Origin of the sequence: Arthrobacter sp. Edens01, from assembly GCF_001307035.1 — a bacterium.
In the GTDB taxonomy this organism is placed as follows: Bacteria; Actinomycetota; Actinomycetes; order Actinomycetales; family Micrococcaceae; genus Arthrobacter_B.
On record NZ_LKIU01000006.1, the window covers coordinates 48,818 to 65,783 of the forward strand.

General features: G+C 66.1%; 15 protein-coding genes. 9 read left to right on the top strand and 6 right to left on the bottom strand.

Features of this window, described 5'->3' with window-relative positions:
- Positions 1-25: 25 nt before the first annotated feature.
- Positions 26-1,543, top strand: a complete 1,518-nt coding sequence (locus AO716_RS14770) for a GMC family oxidoreductase (protein WP_055242374.1) — start codon at positions 26-28, stop codon at positions 1,541-1,543.
- Positions 1,544-1,640: 97 nt separating this feature from the next.
- On the opposite strand, the gene AO716_RS14775 is transcribed toward AO716_RS14770, so the two are convergent.
- From AO716_RS14775 to AO716_RS14795, 5 genes are all read right to left on the bottom strand, one after another.
- On the bottom strand, positions 1,641-2,252 hold the full coding sequence (locus tag AO716_RS14775) for a TetR/AcrR family transcriptional regulator (RefSeq protein WP_055242376.1): 612 nt from the start codon (positions 2,250-2,252) through the stop codon (positions 1,641-1,643).
- A 129-nt stretch (positions 2,253-2,381) separates the two neighbouring features.
- Positions 2,382-3,548, bottom strand: a complete 1,167-nt coding sequence (locus tag AO716_RS14780; RefSeq protein ID WP_055242378.1) for an NAD(P)/FAD-dependent oxidoreductase — start codon at positions 3,546-3,548, stop codon at positions 2,382-2,384.
- The gene (locus AO716_RS14785; protein WP_055242380.1) at positions 3,545-3,736 is read right to left on the bottom strand and encodes a ferredoxin; all 192 of its coding nucleotides are present in this window, start codon (positions 3,734-3,736) and stop codon (positions 3,545-3,547) included. The genes AO716_RS14780 and AO716_RS14785 overlap by 4 nt, the downstream gene beginning before the upstream one ends.
- Positions 3,733-4,905, bottom strand: a complete 1,173-nt coding sequence (locus AO716_RS14790) for a cytochrome P450 (RefSeq protein ID WP_055242383.1) — start codon at positions 4,903-4,905, stop codon at positions 3,733-3,735. The genes AO716_RS14785 and AO716_RS14790 overlap by 4 nt, the downstream gene beginning before the upstream one ends.
- A gap of 36 nt (positions 4,906-4,941) precedes the next feature.
- Positions 4,942-6,666: an MFS transporter gene (locus tag AO716_RS14795; RefSeq protein ID WP_055242385.1), complete on the bottom strand. Its 1,725-nt coding sequence runs from the start codon at positions 6,664-6,666 to the stop codon at positions 4,942-4,944.
- 241 nt (positions 6,667-6,907) lie between these two features.
- Here AO716_RS14795 and AO716_RS14800 point away from each other — a divergent pair, with 241 nt between their 5' ends.
- The 6 genes from AO716_RS14800 to AO716_RS14825 are packed head-to-tail and all read left to right on the top strand — an operon-like array spanning position 6,908 to position 13,692.
- Positions 6,908-7,906: a phosphotriesterase gene (locus tag AO716_RS14800; protein ID WP_235472118.1), complete on the top strand. Its 999-nt coding sequence runs from the start codon at positions 6,908-6,910 to the stop codon at positions 7,904-7,906.
- Positions 7,907-7,949: 43 nt separating this feature from the next.
- Positions 7,950-8,903 (top strand): phosphotriesterase, encoded by a 954-nt coding sequence (locus tag AO716_RS14805; protein WP_055242387.1) that lies wholly within the window; start codon positions 7,950-7,952, stop codon positions 8,901-8,903.
- A gap of 57 nt (positions 8,904-8,960) precedes the next feature.
- A complete protein-coding gene (locus AO716_RS14810) occupies positions 8,961-10,082 on the top strand; it encodes an FAD-dependent oxidoreductase (protein WP_055242389.1) in 1,122 nt (373 codons plus the stop codon).
- 13 nt (positions 10,083-10,095) lie between these two features.
- Positions 10,096-11,028 carry an alpha/beta hydrolase gene (locus AO716_RS14815; protein ID WP_055242391.1) on the top strand — a complete coding sequence of 311 codons (933 nt, stop codon included), beginning with the start codon at positions 10,096-10,098 and terminating at the stop codon, positions 11,026-11,028.
- Positions 11,025-11,948, top strand: a complete 924-nt coding sequence (locus AO716_RS14820; protein ID WP_055242393.1) for an MBL fold metallo-hydrolase — start codon at positions 11,025-11,027, stop codon at positions 11,946-11,948. Before AO716_RS14815 ends, AO716_RS14820 begins: the two co-directional genes overlap by 4 nt.
- 25 nt (positions 11,949-11,973) lie before the next feature.
- The gene (locus AO716_RS14825) at positions 11,974-13,692 is read left to right on the top strand and encodes a CocE/NonD family hydrolase (protein ID WP_055242394.1); all 1,719 of its coding nucleotides are present in this window, start codon (positions 11,974-11,976) and stop codon (positions 13,690-13,692) included.
- Between the two features lie 78 nt (positions 13,693-13,770).
- Here the strand turns inward: AO716_RS14825 and AO716_RS14830 are convergent, their stop codons facing one another.
- A complete protein-coding gene (locus tag AO716_RS14830; protein WP_055242396.1) occupies positions 13,771-14,346 on the bottom strand; it encodes a TetR/AcrR family transcriptional regulator in 576 nt (191 codons plus the stop codon).
- Positions 14,347-14,431: 85 nt separating this feature from the next.
- Here AO716_RS14830 and AO716_RS14835 point away from each other — a divergent pair, with 85 nt between their 5' ends.
- Together AO716_RS14835 and AO716_RS14840 are read left to right on the top strand one after the other, a co-directional pair.
- A complete protein-coding gene (locus AO716_RS14835) occupies positions 14,432-15,595 on the top strand; it encodes an MFS transporter (protein ID WP_235472119.1) in 1,164 nt (387 codons plus the stop codon).
- A gap of 137 nt (positions 15,596-15,732) precedes the next feature.
- Positions 15,733-16,965: a CynX/NimT family MFS transporter gene (locus tag AO716_RS14840; RefSeq protein ID WP_055242398.1), complete on the top strand. Its 1,233-nt coding sequence runs from the start codon at positions 15,733-15,735 to the stop codon at positions 16,963-16,965.
- Position 16,966 lies beyond the last annotated feature (1 nt).

The following is a 16,966-nucleotide window of genomic DNA, read 5'->3' on the forward strand; positions in this document are numbered from 1 at the left end:
AACGAACGAAAGCAACGAAGCTTCCATGGAAACCGAATACCTTGTGATCGGCGCCGGTTCAGCCGGCAACGTCGTCGCCCGCCGCCTGCTCGACGCCGGCAAAAAAGTCACCGTCCTCGAAGCCGGAGACCAGGACACCAACCCGGACATCGCCCACCTGAACACCCTCGGCGCGCTCTGGCACAGCCCGCAGGACTGGAACTACTACACCACCGAGCAGGCCGGAGCCTCGGGCCGCCGCATCCATCTGCCCCGCGGCAAGGTGATGGGCGGATCCCACGCGCTCAACGCCTCCATCTGGGTTCGCGGAGACCGCTGGGACTACGACTCCTGGGCTGATGCGGGGTGCGAGGGCTGGTCCTGGGAGGATGTCCTGCCCGTGTTCAAGCAGATTGAAAACTACGACGGCGGTGCTTCCGAAACGCGCGGTACCGGCGGCCTGCTGGACGTGGTCCAGGACTTCCCGCGCAATCCCGTCCAGGAGGACATGCTGGCCGGTGCGCAGGAGATCGGCCTGGAGCTGAACCCTGATTACAACTCCGGCAGTGTCGAGGGTGTCTCGCGGATGCAGCTCAACGTCCGGGACGGGAAGCGGTTCAACACCTGGCATGCCTACCTGAAGCCGGTCATGGACCACCCGAACCTGACCCTGCTCACGGGTGCACACGTGCGCCGCCTGCTGGTGGAAGACGGCACGGTCACCGGCGTCGAATTCGAATACGACGGCGAGCTCCGCACCATCCATGCGGGGGAGACCATCCTGAGCGCCGGTGCCATCAACTCCGCGGAGCTGCTGCTGCGTTCCGGAATCGGCCCGGCCGCGGAACTGGCTGAAATCGGCGTCGAACCCGTCCTGGACCTGCCCGGAGTAGGCAAGAACCTGCAGGACCACCTGCTGGCCCCGGTCATCTTCTCCGCCGGTGCCCGCCCTGTGCCGGACGGCGAGGTTGCCCCTGCCGAAGTGCACATGTTCGCCAAATCCCGCCCGGACCTGCCCGTGCCGGACACCCAGCCCATCTTCTTCTCCGTGCCCATGTACTCCCAGGACTATGGGCTGGGCGAAATGACCGGCCCGGAAAACGGGTTCTCCATGCTCGGCGGGCTGGTCCGTCCGGCCAGCCGCGGCGAGATCACGCTGACCGGGCCGTCGCCGGAAGATCCGCTGCGAATCGACCTGGGTGCACTCAGCGAACAGGCTGATGTTGATGCGCTGGTGGCTTCGGTCCGGCAGTGCCGGGAAATCGGCCGGTCTGAGGCGCTCGCCAACTGGGAGCCAAAGGAACTGCATCCCGGCCCTGGAATCAGTGACGAAGACCTGGACCAGTACGTCCGCGATTCCGTGGTCACCTACCACCATCAGGTTGGCACCTGCCGGATGGGGATCGATGACCTTGCGGTCGTTGATCCCGCTGACCTGAAGGTGCGCGGGCTGTCCGGAATCCGAATCGCCGACGCCTCGGTCATGCCTCTTGTGACCACAGGAAACACCAACGCTCCCACGGTGATGATTGCCGAGCGTGCTGCGGGGATGATCCTGGGCTAACCCTTCCCCTCCGCCTCCCTCAGGGAGATCGCAGAAACTGCCCGTATGAGCGCTCATACGGGCAGTTTCTGTCATCTCGAGGGGGAGGGGACGCCAGCTATTCGTCACAAAGCAGGTGGTACCAGCTGTCCGCCAGCACCTCGATGGCGTGTTCGCGGTTAGGCTCCAGCTTGCGGCGGGTCCACAGTGTGGCGACGTAGTCCAGCTGCGTGTACGCGAGGGAGCCGCGGACGTGGTGCGTTTCTTCGGGGAAGCGTCCGGCCTGCTGCATCCCGGTGACGATGTCTGAAATGACTTCCTCGTGCCAGGCCTCCACCATGGTCCGGACCTCGGGATCCACGGCCGCGGCCTCGTCCAGGACATCGAGGTAGGGCCGGAACACCGGCCACAGGGCGGCGCGTGACTCCAGCCAGGCGCGAATGCCTGCAGGTTCACCTTCGCGGACCACGTCTACCAGGTCTGTGGCGGTGGAGGTGCTGTCCGGTCCGCTGGCGCGGTCCAGGAAAGAATTGACCCGGTCCATGAACTCACGCATGAGGTCCGTGCGCGAAGGGTAGTAGGCGTAAAAAGTCACCCGCGTGGTGCCTGCAGCGGACGCGATCTCGTCAATGGTGGTGGCGGCGTAGCCCTTGGTGGTGAACAGCTCCAGCGCACGCTCCACGATGGTGTCCCGCGTGAGTTGTTTCTGGGCTTCTCGCAGCGACGACATGGAACAACCCTAACTGACGGAAGCGCTTCCGGTGAGCCAAAACACAGTGGCCTGGGCGGGGTGGAAAGGCGGTGCCGGGCAGGGCAAAAGCCTGGATTTCCCTGCCCGGCACCGTCATTGTTCCAGCGGCTAGACCCGGACGGCCGGCCGCAGGGCGGAGGGGCCCAGATTGGCCAGCCGCCGCAGTTTCGGAACCGGGATCCGGTAGTTGAGGGCCGCGGCGGTGCCCCGTCCGTCGGCGTCCTCCCAGCGCAGCAGCATCGAGTCCGCTGAAGTGCCGGTTTCCGCAAAGGACGGTTTCCCGGTCATCGGAGCCGGCCCGGCAACCTTCAGGGAGAGCCCAAAGCCCTCAGTCCAGAAGTATGGCTGAAAGGAGAGCTCCGGCGCGGCGTCGCCCTGCAGCAGTCCCAGTGCAGCCGTTTTGGCCTGTTCGATGGCGCTGGTCCAGAGAGGTACCCGGCCGTGCCCGCCCGCTCCCGGGAAGGCAGCGACGTCCCCTGCGGCCACAATTCCCGGGCCCACACGCCCGCGGCTGTCGGCCAGCAGGCGTCCGCCGGTGAGCAGGCCCGAATCCTGGAGCCAGGCCGTGTTTGGCTCGTCACCGACAGTGCTGACCACTACATCAGCGCTCAGTACCACCCCGTCCTGAAGCGCGACGGCCGGGGCCTGGGCGGTCCCCGCGAGCCGGGCCTTCCCAGCCGTGACGAAACGCAGGCCGCTCCGCCGGGCGGCGTCGATAAAAACGCCGGAGAGATGGCTGCCCAGCTGGCGGCTCAGCGGCTGCACGTCGGAAACCAGCGTGACCCGGCATCCCTGCTGAAGAGCCCCGGAGGCTATTTCCATGCCCAGTGCGCCGCCGCCCACCACGATCACGGTTGGACTACCCGTGGCTACCCGGTTCTTCAGCGCGACCGCATCTTCTATTGTTCGCAGCGTGAGCTCGGGGGAGTCCGCGCCGCCCAGCCGCCGGGCAGAGGAACCTGATGCGATTACCAGTCCGTCGTATGGAAGTTCGGTCCCGTCGTCCAGACGCACGAGGTTTGCCACGGTGTCGAGTCCGGCGGCGGCAACACCCAGGATTTCTTCCGCGCCGTGCGACGGGTCCGGCAGCTGATGGGCGCTGAGCTGGTCCTCGCCGTGCAGCAGCGCCTTGGACAGCGCCGGCCGGCTGTAGGGCTGGTGCTTCTCCGCTCCAACAACGGTGAGCCTGCCGTCGAATCCGGCAGAGCGGAGCGCATCACAGGCGCTCAGGCCCGCAATGCCGTTGCCGACGACGACGACGCGACGCAGCGTCACGATGCCAGCCGAAGGGCCGCCACAGGGCAGATCCGCACGGCGGCATTTGCCGCTGCGAGGTCCGCCCCGTCGACCTCCGGGACATCGATGACCAGTTCGCCGTCGTCATCCAGGTGCATCAGCTCCGGTGCCGCTTCCTCACACAGTCCGTGGCCTTCGCAGCGCGGACGGTCCAGTTCGATCCTCATGCTGCCACCACCTTGATAACCGGGAGTTCCTCAATGCTGCGGGTGATGTTGCTGGGCACCCGCACCTCCTCGCCGAGCTGAATTTCCGCGACTTGGCGGCCCAGTGCGCTGATGATGGCGTGGCCCTCGAGCCGTGCCAGGCCCTGGCCGGCGCAGCCGTGGGGGCCGTAGCCGAAGGACAGGTGGTCCACCGGGTTGCGGGTGATGTCGAAGGTGTCGGGGTCCTCGTAATGGCGCGGATCGTGGTTTCCGGCGCCGAACAGGATGCCCAGCTGCGCGCCGGCCGGGATCAGCGTTCCGTCAACCTCGGTATCCCGGGTGGCTGTCCGCCCCCACACATGGATGGGCGGCCAGAACCGCAGCACCTCGGCGAATGCCGATGAGACCAGGTCCGGGTTCTCCCGGAGCAGTGCCAGCTGTTCGGGGTGCCGGCCGAAGAGCGCGACGGCGTTGCCGATCGCGGCGATCGTAGTGTCCACCCCGGCTCCGAGGTACTGGTGGATGATGTGCCCGGCCGTTCCCTCGGGAATGTCCCCGCGCGTTTCGGCGTCGAAGATTCCGCGGCCGATCGATCCCGGTGCCAGGTCTTCGGCCGTGACGGTGGAGCACCAGCCGTAAAGTTCGCCGGCAATCGGGAAGTTCTCCTGGGTGCGCTGGTTCAGCGGGCCGAGGACCTGCATGGCGGCCTGTCCCCAGCGGAGCATGTTCTCCTTCACCTGGCCGGTAAAGCCGATCAGGTCGGCCACGATCTCCAGCGGGAAGGCGCGCGCCAGGGCATCGATAGCTTCGAAGCTGCCGCCGGCTACCAGCCCGCCAACCAGATTCTCCGCCTTCTCATCGATGACGACTTTCAGTCCGCGCAGCGCCCGGGGAGTCAGGTTCTCGGAGAGCGCGGCACGCAGCTGTGTGTGGACGGGCGGATCTGATGCCAGTGAGGTTCCCTGCAGCGCCTCGTTGACCATGGGGTTGAAGCCGAGGGAGGTGGAGGAGAAGGTCTCCGGGTCATTCAGTGCATCCCGGATGACGTCGTAGCGGGTCAGGACGTAGAGGTCGTTTTTCGGCAGGTAAACCACGCCTGCCGTCTCGCGCAGCGTCGCGTAGGCCGGGTAAGGGTCCAGGAGGACGGCGTCGTCCCAGATGTCGAGGTCTGATTCAGCACGTGTTCTCACGGCGGAGTCTCCTTCTGTGGTGGTGGGAGGTGGTGGTTAGCTTCCGGCGGGCACAGTTGCCGCTGCGGCAGGGGCCCCGGTTCCTGCCGCAGGAGCGGAGGAGGACCGGCCTGGGACGAACAATGTGAGGACGGCGGAAACCGTCGCGGTAATTCCGGCAACCAGGTAGACGGACTGGAAGCCCTGGCCCAGCGAGGAGCCTGCTGCCCCCTGGATAGCGGGCTGTGCGGAATTGAGGGCCTGGACCATGCCGTCCACGGCGGCCTGCGGCGCACCGGATGCGGCAGCCTGTCCGGTGAATCCGGAAATGACATCCGGCCAGCCGGAGAGGAAAGCCAGCGGCGGAATCTGTCCGAGTCCCTCAGCTGCTTCAGCAGGCAGTCCGGCCCCGCCGAGGATGGATGCCAGGGGGGCGGCGAAGAGGGAGGCGCCGACGCTGAAGGCGATGGCCGAACCGATGACGGGTCCGAGCGCGAAGCCCAGATCCCGGAGCAGGTTGGTGGTGGCCGATGCCATGCCGATTTCCTGCGGTGCCACGGTGTTGATGGCGACGGCGGTGACGGATCCGACCGTCAGGGCAAATCCGGTTCCCAGCAGTGCCAGCGGGGGAATGAACGCGGTCCACGGGGTGCCGCCGAAGGCTTCGGGGGTGCCCAGGGAGAAACCGGAGAGCCAGTACCCCGCGGCGGCCATGAGAGCGAATCCTGCAGTGAGGACCCATCGAGGGGCTACATGGTGGATGAGCCAGCCAACCACGGGAATGAAGACGAAGGCAGGACCCTGGATGAAGACGAACAGCACGCCTACCTTCCACGTTTCAGTGAGGGCCAGGCCGCCGACGGCCACGGAGGTGCTGAAGCACACGGCGAGGAACGCGAACATGCCGATCACGGCCACGATCCCGGTGATCGAATAGGCGCGGTTCTTGAACAGCGAGAGATGGATCAGCGGCTGAGGCGTTCGGGATTCAATCAGGACGAACGCTGCCAGCAGCGCTGCACCGGCAACGTACGCGGCGATCACCACCGGGGAGCCGAAGCCTGAGTCCACGGCGGTGACCGTGGCGAACAGGGCGGCGATCAGCCCCAGGGCCAGGGTTGTCTGGCCGGGAAGGTCCAGTTTGCGGCCCTGCGGGGCCGCGGAGTCCTGCGCCTTCAGGGACAGCAGCAGCAGCGCGGCAGCCAGCCCGGCGGCCACGAAGTACGCCACGCGCCAGCCGCTGTAGACGTTGGGGTCTCCCGGGGCAGCGCCCGGGACGGTGAAGAGCTGTGAGGTCAGCCCGGCCAGGACGGGCGAGATCACCGCGCCGAGGGACAGGAATCCTGCCCAGGTCGCGATGACCTTGGCACGGGCCCGCGGATCCGGAGTGATCGCGGCGATCATCGAGAGCGAGATGGGGAAGAGGATGCCGGCACCGATGCCTCCTATGGCCTGAGCGGCAATCATGACCCCGGTAACCGGTGCCAGGGCGGCGAGAACGGATCCGCCGATCGTGAGTCCGGCACCGGCGATCAGCAGTTTCTTGCGGCCGAACAGGTCGCCGAGAACACCCCAGCTGAGTTCAAAAACCACGACGCCGATCATGAACACCCCGGCAATCCAGGTCAGTCCGGCTCCTGAGGTGTGGAACTCAGCGGCAAAAGTGCCGTTCAGTGCTCCGGGCAGGGCATTGGTCATCTGCGCAAGGGTGACGGCACTGTACGCGGCAAGGAACGTGGCGCGAACTGAGCCACCACCCGCCGTCGGCATGTTCTGGCTCATCGCTGAAACTCCTTCGTTCCTGTGAACAGGCGGGATTGGTTAGGTGACCGGCGTCACAGGAGCCAGTGTGGAGGGAATGTTTACAGGCTGTCAAGGAGGCCAACACGGTGATCGCGTCACAAACGCACCGAAAAGGTTTTGCTTGACATCGTGTAAAGAAAACTGTGAGGATAGCCACACAGCAGCGGGACATGGCGCAGGTCACACCCGTATCCGCACCGATCTTCCTAGGAGACGCCACGTGAGCGACTTCGCCGGCGACGACGCCAGCACCCCAGCCAATCCCATGGTCAACACTGTTCTGGGGCCGGTCCCCGCGGCGGAGCTTGGTGTCACGGCGGTGCATGAAGCACTGCTTTCGGTTGTTCCGGGCGCCGAATACGCCCCGGACATCACCATGGACCGGGCCGAGATCTTCGAGATTCTCGCCGGCAAGCTGAGGGACTTCGCCGAGGCCGGCGGCGGCACGGTGGTGGACAGCACCGGTATGTTCCACGGCCGGGACCTGCCGCTCTACGAAGCCCTCTCGCGTTCCACGGGCGTGCACATCGTTGCATCCACGGGTATGGGCCCGGAAGAGATGCTCGGCGGCTACTTCCTCACCCCGCAGACCAACCCGCCCACGCCGTGGCCCGCGGAAAAGTTCGCCGATCTCTTCTCCCGGGAGGTCGCCGAAGGCATGGTGATTCCGCGCCTGGAACGCCGCGCCGCCGCTGGCCTGGTGGCCACAGCGGCCGACCGCGCCGGCATCACTCCCACTGAGGAGAGCCTCTTCCAGGGCGCTGCCCGCACCGCACTGGCCACAGGCATTCCGGTTTCCGTGCGGTTCGGCAGCGACGCTGTCCGCGAACTCGAACTGGTACTGGCTGAAGGACTTCAGGCGGACCGCGTGGTGGTGGGCGGGCTGGACCGGAAAGACTCAGCAGGCACCGCCGTCGAAATCGCCCGCCGCGGAGCCTACGCAGCGATCGACCATGTGGGCCTGAACGACGACGGCAGCTATCTGGACGATTCCGAGCGCGCCGCGCTGGTCCTTGAGCTGGTGGCAGCAGGCTGCGCCGACCGCATCCTGCTTTCCTCGAACAGCATCGGGGCCGCGTTCGGACAGCCGGACTATGACCTTCCGTACGGCCACGTGCTGACCAGCTTCCTGCCGTTCCTGCTCACACAGGGCCTTACCGAGGCGGACGCCCGGCTCATCACGGCCGAGAACCCCCAGCGGCTTCTTTCAGTCCGCTAGGGCGGGCACCCACAGGTTTCAACTAATTTTTCGAGGTGTTGTTTTGTCGAAGGTAAACACAGTATTGGGAACGGTCCCGGCAGAAGAGCTGGGAATCGTGGCCGTCCATGAGCACATTGGCTACGGCATGCCGGGCAGCGAGCTGGACTCCAAATGGTGGAAGACGCCGGAGGAACGGTACGCGGAGACCGTGCCGAAGCTGCGGCAGTTCCACGAGTACGGCGGCGGCACCTTTGTAGACGCCACCGGCATCTGCAACGGACGTGACGTGGACTATTACAAGTCCCTGTCGAAGAAAACCGGCGTGCACATCATTGCCTGCACCGGCTTCGTTGGAGGCGACACGGCCCTGCCGCACTTCGCCCGGGCCTCAGTGGAGTACCTGGCCAAGGTCTTTGTCCATGAGATCACCGTGGGCATCGGGGACACCGGAGCCAAGGCCGGGGTCATCAAGGTAGGCGTGAGCCGCGGTGGTCGTATGACTGAACTCGACAAGCGCATCTACCGTGCCGCGGCCCGGGCTGCGGTGGCCACCGGTGTCCCGATCCTGACTCATCTGGCCATTGATCCGCAGCCGGCGATCGAGATTTTCAGCCAGGAAGGCCTGCCGCTGGACCGGGTGCTCTTCGGCCACGCCGACGACGGGCTGAACGCCCCGAACACGCCGAGCGAATGGATCATGAGCCAGGGCGGCCGGATAGGGTTCGACACCTTCGGCTATGAAACCGAGCTTCCGGACCCGCCGTTCTGGGCCCGCCCGCGCAAGGAACGGCTGGACCATTTTATGGACCTGGTGGAAAAGGGCCATCTGAACCAGCTGCTCGCTTCCGCTGACGCGAATTGCAGTCCGCTGGGCTGGCCCGGTGTAAAGGGACACACCGTCAATTACATCTTTGAGGACCTGATCCCGGACCTGCGCCGGGCCGGAATGGATGAAGCATCCATCAACGCCCTGCTCATCGAGAATCCAGCCGATTTCCTCTCCATCCACGCCTGAGACAGCATCCCTTCCCGCGGTGCAGCGACGCACCGCCTATCAGAAAGTGATCCAGCCATGAAGACCACCGAAATCAAGAACCTGTCCATCGCCGTCGTAGGCGGCGGCTACGGCGGTGCTGCCGCCGCGATCGCACTGCGGAACATCGGTGCGGAGAACGTCCACGTTTACGAGCAGGCACCGGCGCTGGGCCAGGTCGGCGCCGGCATTGGCCTGCGGCCCATCACCGTGGAGCTGTTCCGCCAGTGGGGCATCTTCGACGAGATCGCTGCAGTCAGCTCCCCAAGTGACTACCTGGAAATCCGGAGCGCGGACGGGCAGCAGGTCCTGGCCCAGGAAGTCTGGCCGCAGCTGAACGATTTCGATCAGCCGAACCACACCCGCATCATCCACCGCGGCGACTTCATTGAAGCCCTTCTGGGGGTGCTCCCCGAAGAAGTAGTCCACCTGGACCACAAACTCACCTCCATCGAGGACCTCGGCGGGCAGGCCAAGCTGACTTTCGAAAACGGCAGCACCGTTACCGCGGATGTGGTCATTGGTGCCGACGGCATACGGTCCCTGGTCCGCAAACAGCTGTTCAGTGACCAGGAGCCGGTCTTCGCCGGTGAGCACGCCTACCGTGCCGTCATTTCCATGGACGATGCCTTCGGCCTGGGTGCCGAGGACAACAACCCGCGCTTCTACATGGGCCAGAACGGCACCATTGCCTACAACCTGCCGCTGCCGCACCGCGGCCAGCTCTCCTACGACATCACCGCTCCGTCAGAAGATGGTTCCTGGGCGCCGGAGATCACCAACGACTACCTGATTTCCCTGCTGGAAGGGTTCGACGAGCGGATCGTGAAGATTGCCCGGAACCTGGACATCAGCCAGGTCACCAGCCGCTCCGTCTTCGACATCGATCCGGTGGCGAACTGGCATACCGACAGCGTCGCACTGATCGGCGACGCCGCGCACGCGATGCTGCACCACCAGGGCCAGGGCGCGAACTCGGCGATCCAGGACGCCGGCGGCCTGGCAGATGCCTTCCTGGAAGCCGGGTCCGTGAAGGAGGCGCTGGCGCTGTACCAGGCCACCCGGAAGCCGGTCACCGACGAACTGCAGCGGCTCTCCCGGCTGGGCTGGAACGCCAACGCCGTTGAGAATGCCTTCCCCGAACAGGCCGCGGCCAAGTAAGCGAAGATCAGAAATGCCTATTCATCCCGAAATTGCCAAGATCCTCGCCACCCTTCCGGCGCCTCCGGAGGGGCCGCTGAATCCCGTCGCCATGCGCGCCGGCGAACAGGCGCAGGTGCCTCCACTGGAAGACCGGACTCCGGTCCACCGGGTAGAGGACACCGTCGCAGCTACCCCGGCAGGCGATGTCCCGGTGCGGATCTACACGCCTGAGGAGGCCGGTTCCTACGGAGTGCTGGTCTACTTCCACGGCGGAGCGTTCTTCCTGGGCAGCCTGGATACCCACGACCACGTGGCCCGGGCACTGGCAAATGAAAGCGGCTTCAAGGTCATCTCGGTCGGTTACCGGCTGGCACCCGAAGCAGCCTTCCCGGCCGGTCTCCAGGACTGCTACGGCGTGCTGCAGTGGGTCACGGAGCAGTGGGCGGAACTGAACTGGAACGGTAAAGACCTCGCCGTTGCGGGCGACAGTTCCGGCGGAACCTTCGCCGCCGCCGTCACTGCCATGGCCAAGGACGACGGTTTCGACGCAGTCTCGCACCAGATCCTCTTCTACCCGTCCCTGGACCTGGACTTCGACTCCGACCGCTATGCCTCGATGCGGGAAAACGCCGTGGGCTACGGGCTGGAAACTGCAGGGCTGAAGCCCTTCAACGCGTTCTACCTGGACAGCGGAGCGGACCCGGCCGATCCGCTGGTTTCCCCGATCAAGCGGAAGGACCTCGCCGGTCTGCCGCCGGCCCTGGTCATCACTGCGGAGTTTGACCCGCTGCGCGATGAAGGCGAGCTGTATGCCGAACGCCTGCGCAGCGCCGGCGTCGAGACCGTGCTGAGCCGGTACGACGGCGCGAACCATGGGTTCGTAGCCAACTTTTCCTGGATCCCGGAGTTCTACGCGGCTCTGGAGGAAGCGGGCCGGTTCCTTCGCGGGAGGGAATCCAAGTGAGTGCCGCGGTCCATCCGCTGGTCTCGCCGTGGGGCCGGTTCGGGTTGTACAGCTACTTCATCGATGCACCGGAACCTGCCATCGTGGACACCGGCATCGCCTCCTCTCCTGCTGAAGGGCTGCTGCCGGCCCTGCAGCAGCTGGGACGCAGCATTGAGGACGTGCGCTGGATCCTGCTCACGCACGGGCACATCGACCACTTGGGCGGAGCGCAGGCACTGCATGACCTAACCGGCGGCAAGGCCAAAGTGGTGATCCACGAAGCTGACGCACCACTGCTGCGCTCGCGGCAGGCCCACGTCGATGAATACGTCCAGGGCCGCAGCCGGTACCTGAACGCCCCGGACGGGGCACAGCAGCAGGCGCAGACTGCCCAGGCCGTGATTTCCGGCGAGATGGAACCTGCCGTCCTGGTGCGCGGCGGGGAAACCCTGTCCCTGGGCGGGGATGTGCGCGTGAAGGTGCATGCGGTTCCCGGGCACACACCGGGGTCCGTGGCCTACCAGCTGGACGATGCGGTGTTCGCGGGAGACGCGGTGCAGATCCATGGGGCGGCGAACCGGTTCCCCGGCTACACCGATCCGGACGCCTACCGCTCGAGCCTCGCATACCTCCGGGACGAGGTCCGGCCGGAACGCCTGTACCTCGGACACCCGTACCGCGGGGCGGACGGTGAGCCCTACGGCGTCGAACTCGATGCCGCGCAGGCCCGCCGGGCGCTGGACGAGTCCCTAGCCCTCGAGGCGCGGATCCGGGGGAGCGTCACGCGCTGCCTGGAAGCCGGCCTGGCAGCGACGGACTCGGTCTACTCGCCCTTCGAGCCGGTCGCCGCTGAGCTGGGCTACACCTCTGATCCCACACTGGAACCCTCGCCGTTCTTCACCACCCTCGACGGCTACCGCAGCCGGTTCACCCAGTAGATTTCCACAAGGAGCCGCACCACAAATGGCCACTTTCCAGACGATTAATGCCGGCGGGATGCCGATCACGGTCCAGAAGGACCTGCGCGTTCCCATGCGCGACGGCGTCGAACTCGCTGCTGACGCCTATCAGGGGGCAGCGGACAAACCCCGTCCGGCGCTGGTGGCGCTGAGCCCGTACGGCAAGGAACTGCAGGCCATGGCGCTGACCATGCCGCCGCAGCGCCGCCCGAGCCCCATGTGGGACGGATGCATCGAGGCCGGGGACATAGCGCGGATCGTGAAGGAGGACTACGTCCACGTCATTGGTGACCTGCGCGGTTCCGGGGACTCGGGCGGCGAACACATCGGCAACTACAACGCCGGCGGAGTCTCCCTTGGGCAGGACGCCTACGACTTCATCGAATGGGTGGCTGCTCAGCCCTGGTGCGACGGCAACGTGGGCATGGTCGGCATTTCCTACTTCGGCTCCATGCAGGTGCTCGCCGCCGCTGAACGCCCGCCGCACCTGAAGGCCATCTTCGTCTCCGGCGGCCACTACGACTTCTACGAGACCACCTACCACGGCGGTGTCATGTGGTTTATGCCCCGTGCTGCCAGGGAAGGCCGCGGCGGCGACTCCGGCTGGGCGTTCACGGACAGGGTTAAGTCCCGGATGGTGGAGAAGCACTCACCAGAGGAACTGAAGAAGCTGGTCGCGGAGCGGCTCACTGATCCGGACATCGCGGCTTGGCCCAACCTGGTCCACGTCCTGAACTACCCCACGAACCACGAGGCCTGGTTCGACATTGTGATGAACGACGTCGACGGCGAGTGGTACGAGGAACGCAACCCGATCACGCTGGCCCCCAATATCGACATCCCGGTCTGGCTGCAGCTGGACCAGGGCCGCGGCTGGACGCTGGACGGCACGATTGAGCTGTTCAATGCGCTGAAGGGTCCGAAGAAACTGGACATTGGGCCGTACCCGCCGATGCAGTCCCGGCCTTTCGTCGAAGAGCACGACAAGATGTTCCGCTGGTACGACTACTGGATCAAGGGCATCGACAACGGGGTCATGGACGAGCCCGCCGTGAGCGTGTTTGTTGAAGGTTCCCGGGAGGTCGTCACGGCTGATGCCTGGCCGCCGAAGGACGTGGAGTACAAGCCGCTGTACCTGCGCACCCGCCGCAAGCTCTCCGCCGAACCCGAGCTGATGGGGACGGAGTACGCCGCGCCGGACGGTTTCTACCAGGCGCCGCTGACCGTGACGGACAAGGTGGAAATCCTGTCCTGGAGCACGGACGTGTTCGAGTCGCCGACGGAAATGATCGGAACCGGAGCAGCGCACCTGTTCGTGGAGATTGACCAGCCGGACACCAACTTCATTCTCCGGCTCTGGGATGCGGCGCCCAACGGCAAACGGCAGCTGATCACCACCGGTTACCTGAAGGCGTCCCACAGGGAGCTGGACGAAGAACGCACCAGCGAGGGCAATCCGTACCACCCGCACACCCGCGCCGTTCCCGTGGAACCGGGAACGGTCCAGGAGTACGTGGTGCGGCTCTACCCGTTCGCGAACACGTTCCTTCCGGGCCACAAACTCGTGGCCGAGCTCTCCAACAATGAGCCGCTGGCCGATGAGCACAACGCGCTGCTTCCCCCGGATGCTTTCCACCTGCCGGTCGGCCGTCCGGTGACGCACAAGGTCTACCGCGACGCCGGGCACCCTTCCCGGCTGCTGCTTCCGTTCACGGTGTCCTAACCGGCGACCCGTCCTCCTCCCTCGCCGAGATCGCAGAAACTGCCCGTATGAGCGCTCATACGGGCAGTTTCTGTCATCTCACGGGGAATAGGAGGCCGCAGCGGCCGTTGCCACGCGGCGCCCGGCAGCGATCGGGTCCGCCGGGTATCCGCGCAGGTAAGCGGTGAGGGCTCCGTTGTAGGCCAGTACGACGTCGTCAGCGAGCTCTGCGGCTCGGTTCCCAGCCAGCGGCTTGGCAAAGTGGCTCAGCCGTTCGGTCAGCAGCGCCGTGTCCGCGGCGAGGACGTCGGAGATTTCATCCCCGGCATCGGGCATTTCGGTGGCAGTGGCGAGGAATGCGCACCAGCGGGCCGCCGGCTGCCGGGCCCGGAATGCCCCCAGGGCATCGAAGACGGCCAGCAGGCGGTCCAGGTCGCTGCCGGCGTTGACCACGCACTCGTCCCAGACGGACTGCCATTCGGCGAGGCGGATGCGCAGGGCCTCTGCCACGAGTCCGTCCTTGCTGCCGAAGTGGGAATAGAGGCTGGCCGCGGACACCTTCGCGGTGCGCAGCACCTCGTCCACTCCGGTGGCGCGGATGCCGCGGTGGAAGAACACTTCTTCGGCAGCGGCGAGCAGCCGCCCGCGGGCCGGGAGTTTCGCTCCGGTGGTCATGGGCCAACTCTAGCCAGCCTTGATCCATAACGGTAGTTCTGCTCTACTGTAACGATCGTTCTGGTTGCGAAGGAGGGAGTCCGCCATGCAGGTGAAGCTGGTGGCCAGCGGACTGGCCCTGATCGCCGCGACCTACGGGCTGGCCCGGTTCGGCTACGGCCTGTTCCTGCCCCGTTTCGCCGAAGCCTTCGACATGGGTCCCGGCCTGTCCGGAGCGATCCAGGCGGGGAGTTTCCTCTCCTACTGCCTCACGGCGCTGCTGGCGGCCCGGCTGGGATCCAGACCGCGCCTGGTGGTCGGCCTCGCCGGTACTGCAGCAGCCCTGGGGTCTGCCGGAGTCGCCGCGGCTCCCAATGCCGGGCTCCTTGCTGCCGCCGTCGTTATGGCGGGCGCAGGCGCCGGATTTGCTACACCCGGCCTGGTCAGTCTGATCGAGCGCAATGTGAAGCCGGACCGGCAGGAGAATGCACAAACCATCGTTAATTCCGGCACGGGCGCCGGTCTCGTAGCCGCGGGGGTGCTGTTGGTCCTCGTCGCGGGCCAGTGGAGGCTCGGCTGGGCGGTAATTGCCGGCGTCGTGGTTCTGGCCACCGTCGCCACGCTGCGTTCCGACCGGCGCAGGGACGGGCAGAGTCCAGCCGGCACCAAACAGAACCCGGGCTGGAAAAACCTGGCAGCGCTGGCCCGGCCGCTGGCAGCCGCGGCCCTGGCAGGTGCGTCAAGTGGCGCAGTCTGGACCTTCGGCCGGACTGTTCTGGCGGAAGGAAGAGAGACTGAGCTTTACTCCATCGGTGCGTGGATGGTTCTCGGAGCCTTTGGGGTGCTCGGGGCAGGAGCAGGAAGAATCGTACAGGCGTGGAGCCTGCGCACGGCATGGACGGTGACCACCCTCCCGATGGCCGGAGCAACCATGCTGATGGGTGCATTTCCCGGGACAGCGGCGGCCGCCTACGCTGCCGCGGCGCTGTTCGGAGCCAGCTACATTGCGATGAGCGGGGTGCTGATCGTGTGGGCCGTCCGGATTGTGCCGGAGCAGGCCTCCGCCGGAACGGTTGCCCTCTTTATTGCGCTCGCCGTGGGCCAGGCCGCCGGATCAGTCGGCCTTGGGGCCGTGCTCGCGCCGGATGCGCCGGTGGGAGCCTTCAGCCTCGCCGCCGCCGTCGGGGTTCTTGCCGTCTTCCCCGCCTGGATCCGTGGACGCGCCGCTCCCAAACATTCGGACGACACCGTCTCCATTCCATCGAGATGACAGAAACTGTCCGATACCGCGCTGATACGGGCAGTTTCTGTCATCTCGATGAGGCGGTTTTGGTCCGGCCACAGCATTACTCGTAGCGTTGTCCTGCGGATACACGGGGCTGGTCCTCGGGAGAGGACACCGAAGATATGGGCAACACCGCCATCCAGCTTCAGGCACCGGAGCTCACAGCACCGCCGAAAGCACCAACCCGGCGCAGCGCCGGCATGCTGCTGGCCGTCTGCATTGTGCTGATCGGCCTGAACCTGCGCACCGTCTTTTCAAGCTTCTCTGCGATTCTCCCGGAGATCACCGACGCCTCCGGTATGCCGCCGGTCCTGGTGACCGTCCTGACCACGGGCCCGGTGCTGCTCCTGGGACTCGTAGCTCCGGCTGCGCCTGCCTTTGCCCGCAGAATCGGCATTGAACGCACGATCCTCGCGGCGATGGCCGTGCTCACCGCCGGACTCGCGGTCCGGGGAACCGGTGACTTTGCCGCCATGATTGCCGGGACTGTTGCTGCCGGGGCGGGGATCGGCGTCGTCAACGTCCTGCTGCCAACCCTCGTGAAGCGCGACTTCCAGCATCGCCTGGGCCTGATGAGCGGGCTCTATACGGGATCCATCTGCGCCGCGGCCGCACTCGGTGCGGGATTCACCCATCCGCTGCTGCAGGCGACCGGTTCCTGGCAGGAGGCCCTCGCTTTCTGGACCCTGCCGGCGGCACTGGTCGTCCTGCTCTTCGCGCCGCTGGCGCTGCGGCGCGGCCGGACTCCCGCGGACAGGAACGCCGACGCCGGCCCTTCGGTCTGGCGTTCGCCGCTGGCCTGGCAGATCACCGGTTTTATGGCCCTGCAGGCGATGATGTCCTTCAGCGTTTTCGCGTGGCTGGCACCGATTCTCCGCGACCGCGGGATTGACGGCGGAACCGCAGGCTATGTGGTCGCCGGATCGATTGTGGTGCAGGTCCTCGGGTCCTTCCTCGCCCCGCCGCTGGCGGCCCGGCTGCGCAGCCAGGGCTGGCTGAACGCATCAATCGCACTTCTCACGGGCGCCGGATTCGCACTCACCATCCTGGGCCCGCTGGACCTCGTCTGGCTCTGGGCCGTGATGCTCGGCGTGGGGCAGGGCAGCCTGACGGCCCTGGCACTGACGATGATCGTGCTGCGCACCCGCAACGCCGGAACCGCCGCCCGGGTCTCCGGGATGATGCAGTGCGTCGGCTACGGAGTCGGGTCTTCAGGCACCCTGCTCGTGGGCGTGCTGCACACGTCAACAGGTTCCTTCACTCCCGCAGCGGTGATGTTCCTGGTGATCGGAACCGCCGCGGCGGGAATGGGACTGCTGGCCGGCCGCGCCCGCTTTGTTGGCGATCCCCGCTGAG

What these genes read in the sequence shown, in the direction of transcription:
- AO716_RS14770 (WP_055242374.1), top strand. Translation starts at nt 26, where the DNA reads ATGGAAACCGAATACCTTGTGATCGGCGCCGGTTCAGCCGGCAACGTC.
- AO716_RS14775 (WP_055242376.1), bottom strand. Translation starts at nt 2,252, where the DNA reads ATGTCGTCGCTGCGAGAAGCCCAGAAACAACTCACGCGGGACACCATC.
- AO716_RS14785 (WP_055242380.1), bottom strand. Translation starts at nt 3,736, where the DNA reads ATGAGGATCGAACTGGACCGTCCGCGCTGCGAAGGCCACGGACTGTGT.
- AO716_RS14795 (WP_055242385.1), bottom strand. Translation starts at nt 6,666, where the DNA reads ATGAGCCAGAACATGCCGACGGCGGGTGGTGGCTCAGTTCGCGCCACG.
- AO716_RS14810 (WP_055242389.1), top strand. Translation starts at nt 8,961, where the DNA reads ATGAAGACCACCGAAATCAAGAACCTGTCCATCGCCGTCGTAGGCGGC.
- AO716_RS14815 (WP_055242391.1), top strand. Translation starts at nt 10,096, where the DNA reads ATGCCTATTCATCCCGAAATTGCCAAGATCCTCGCCACCCTTCCGGCG.
- AO716_RS14825 (WP_055242394.1), top strand. Translation starts at nt 11,974, where the DNA reads ATGGCCACTTTCCAGACGATTAATGCCGGCGGGATGCCGATCACGGTC.
- AO716_RS14830 (WP_055242396.1), bottom strand. Translation starts at nt 14,346, where the DNA reads ATGACCACCGGAGCGAAACTCCCGGCCCGCGGGCGGCTGCTCGCCGCT.
- AO716_RS14835 (WP_235472119.1), top strand. Translation starts at nt 14,432, where the DNA reads ATGCAGGTGAAGCTGGTGGCCAGCGGACTGGCCCTGATCGCCGCGACC.
- AO716_RS14840 (WP_055242398.1), top strand. Translation starts at nt 15,733, where the DNA reads ATGGGCAACACCGCCATCCAGCTTCAGGCACCGGAGCTCACAGCACCG.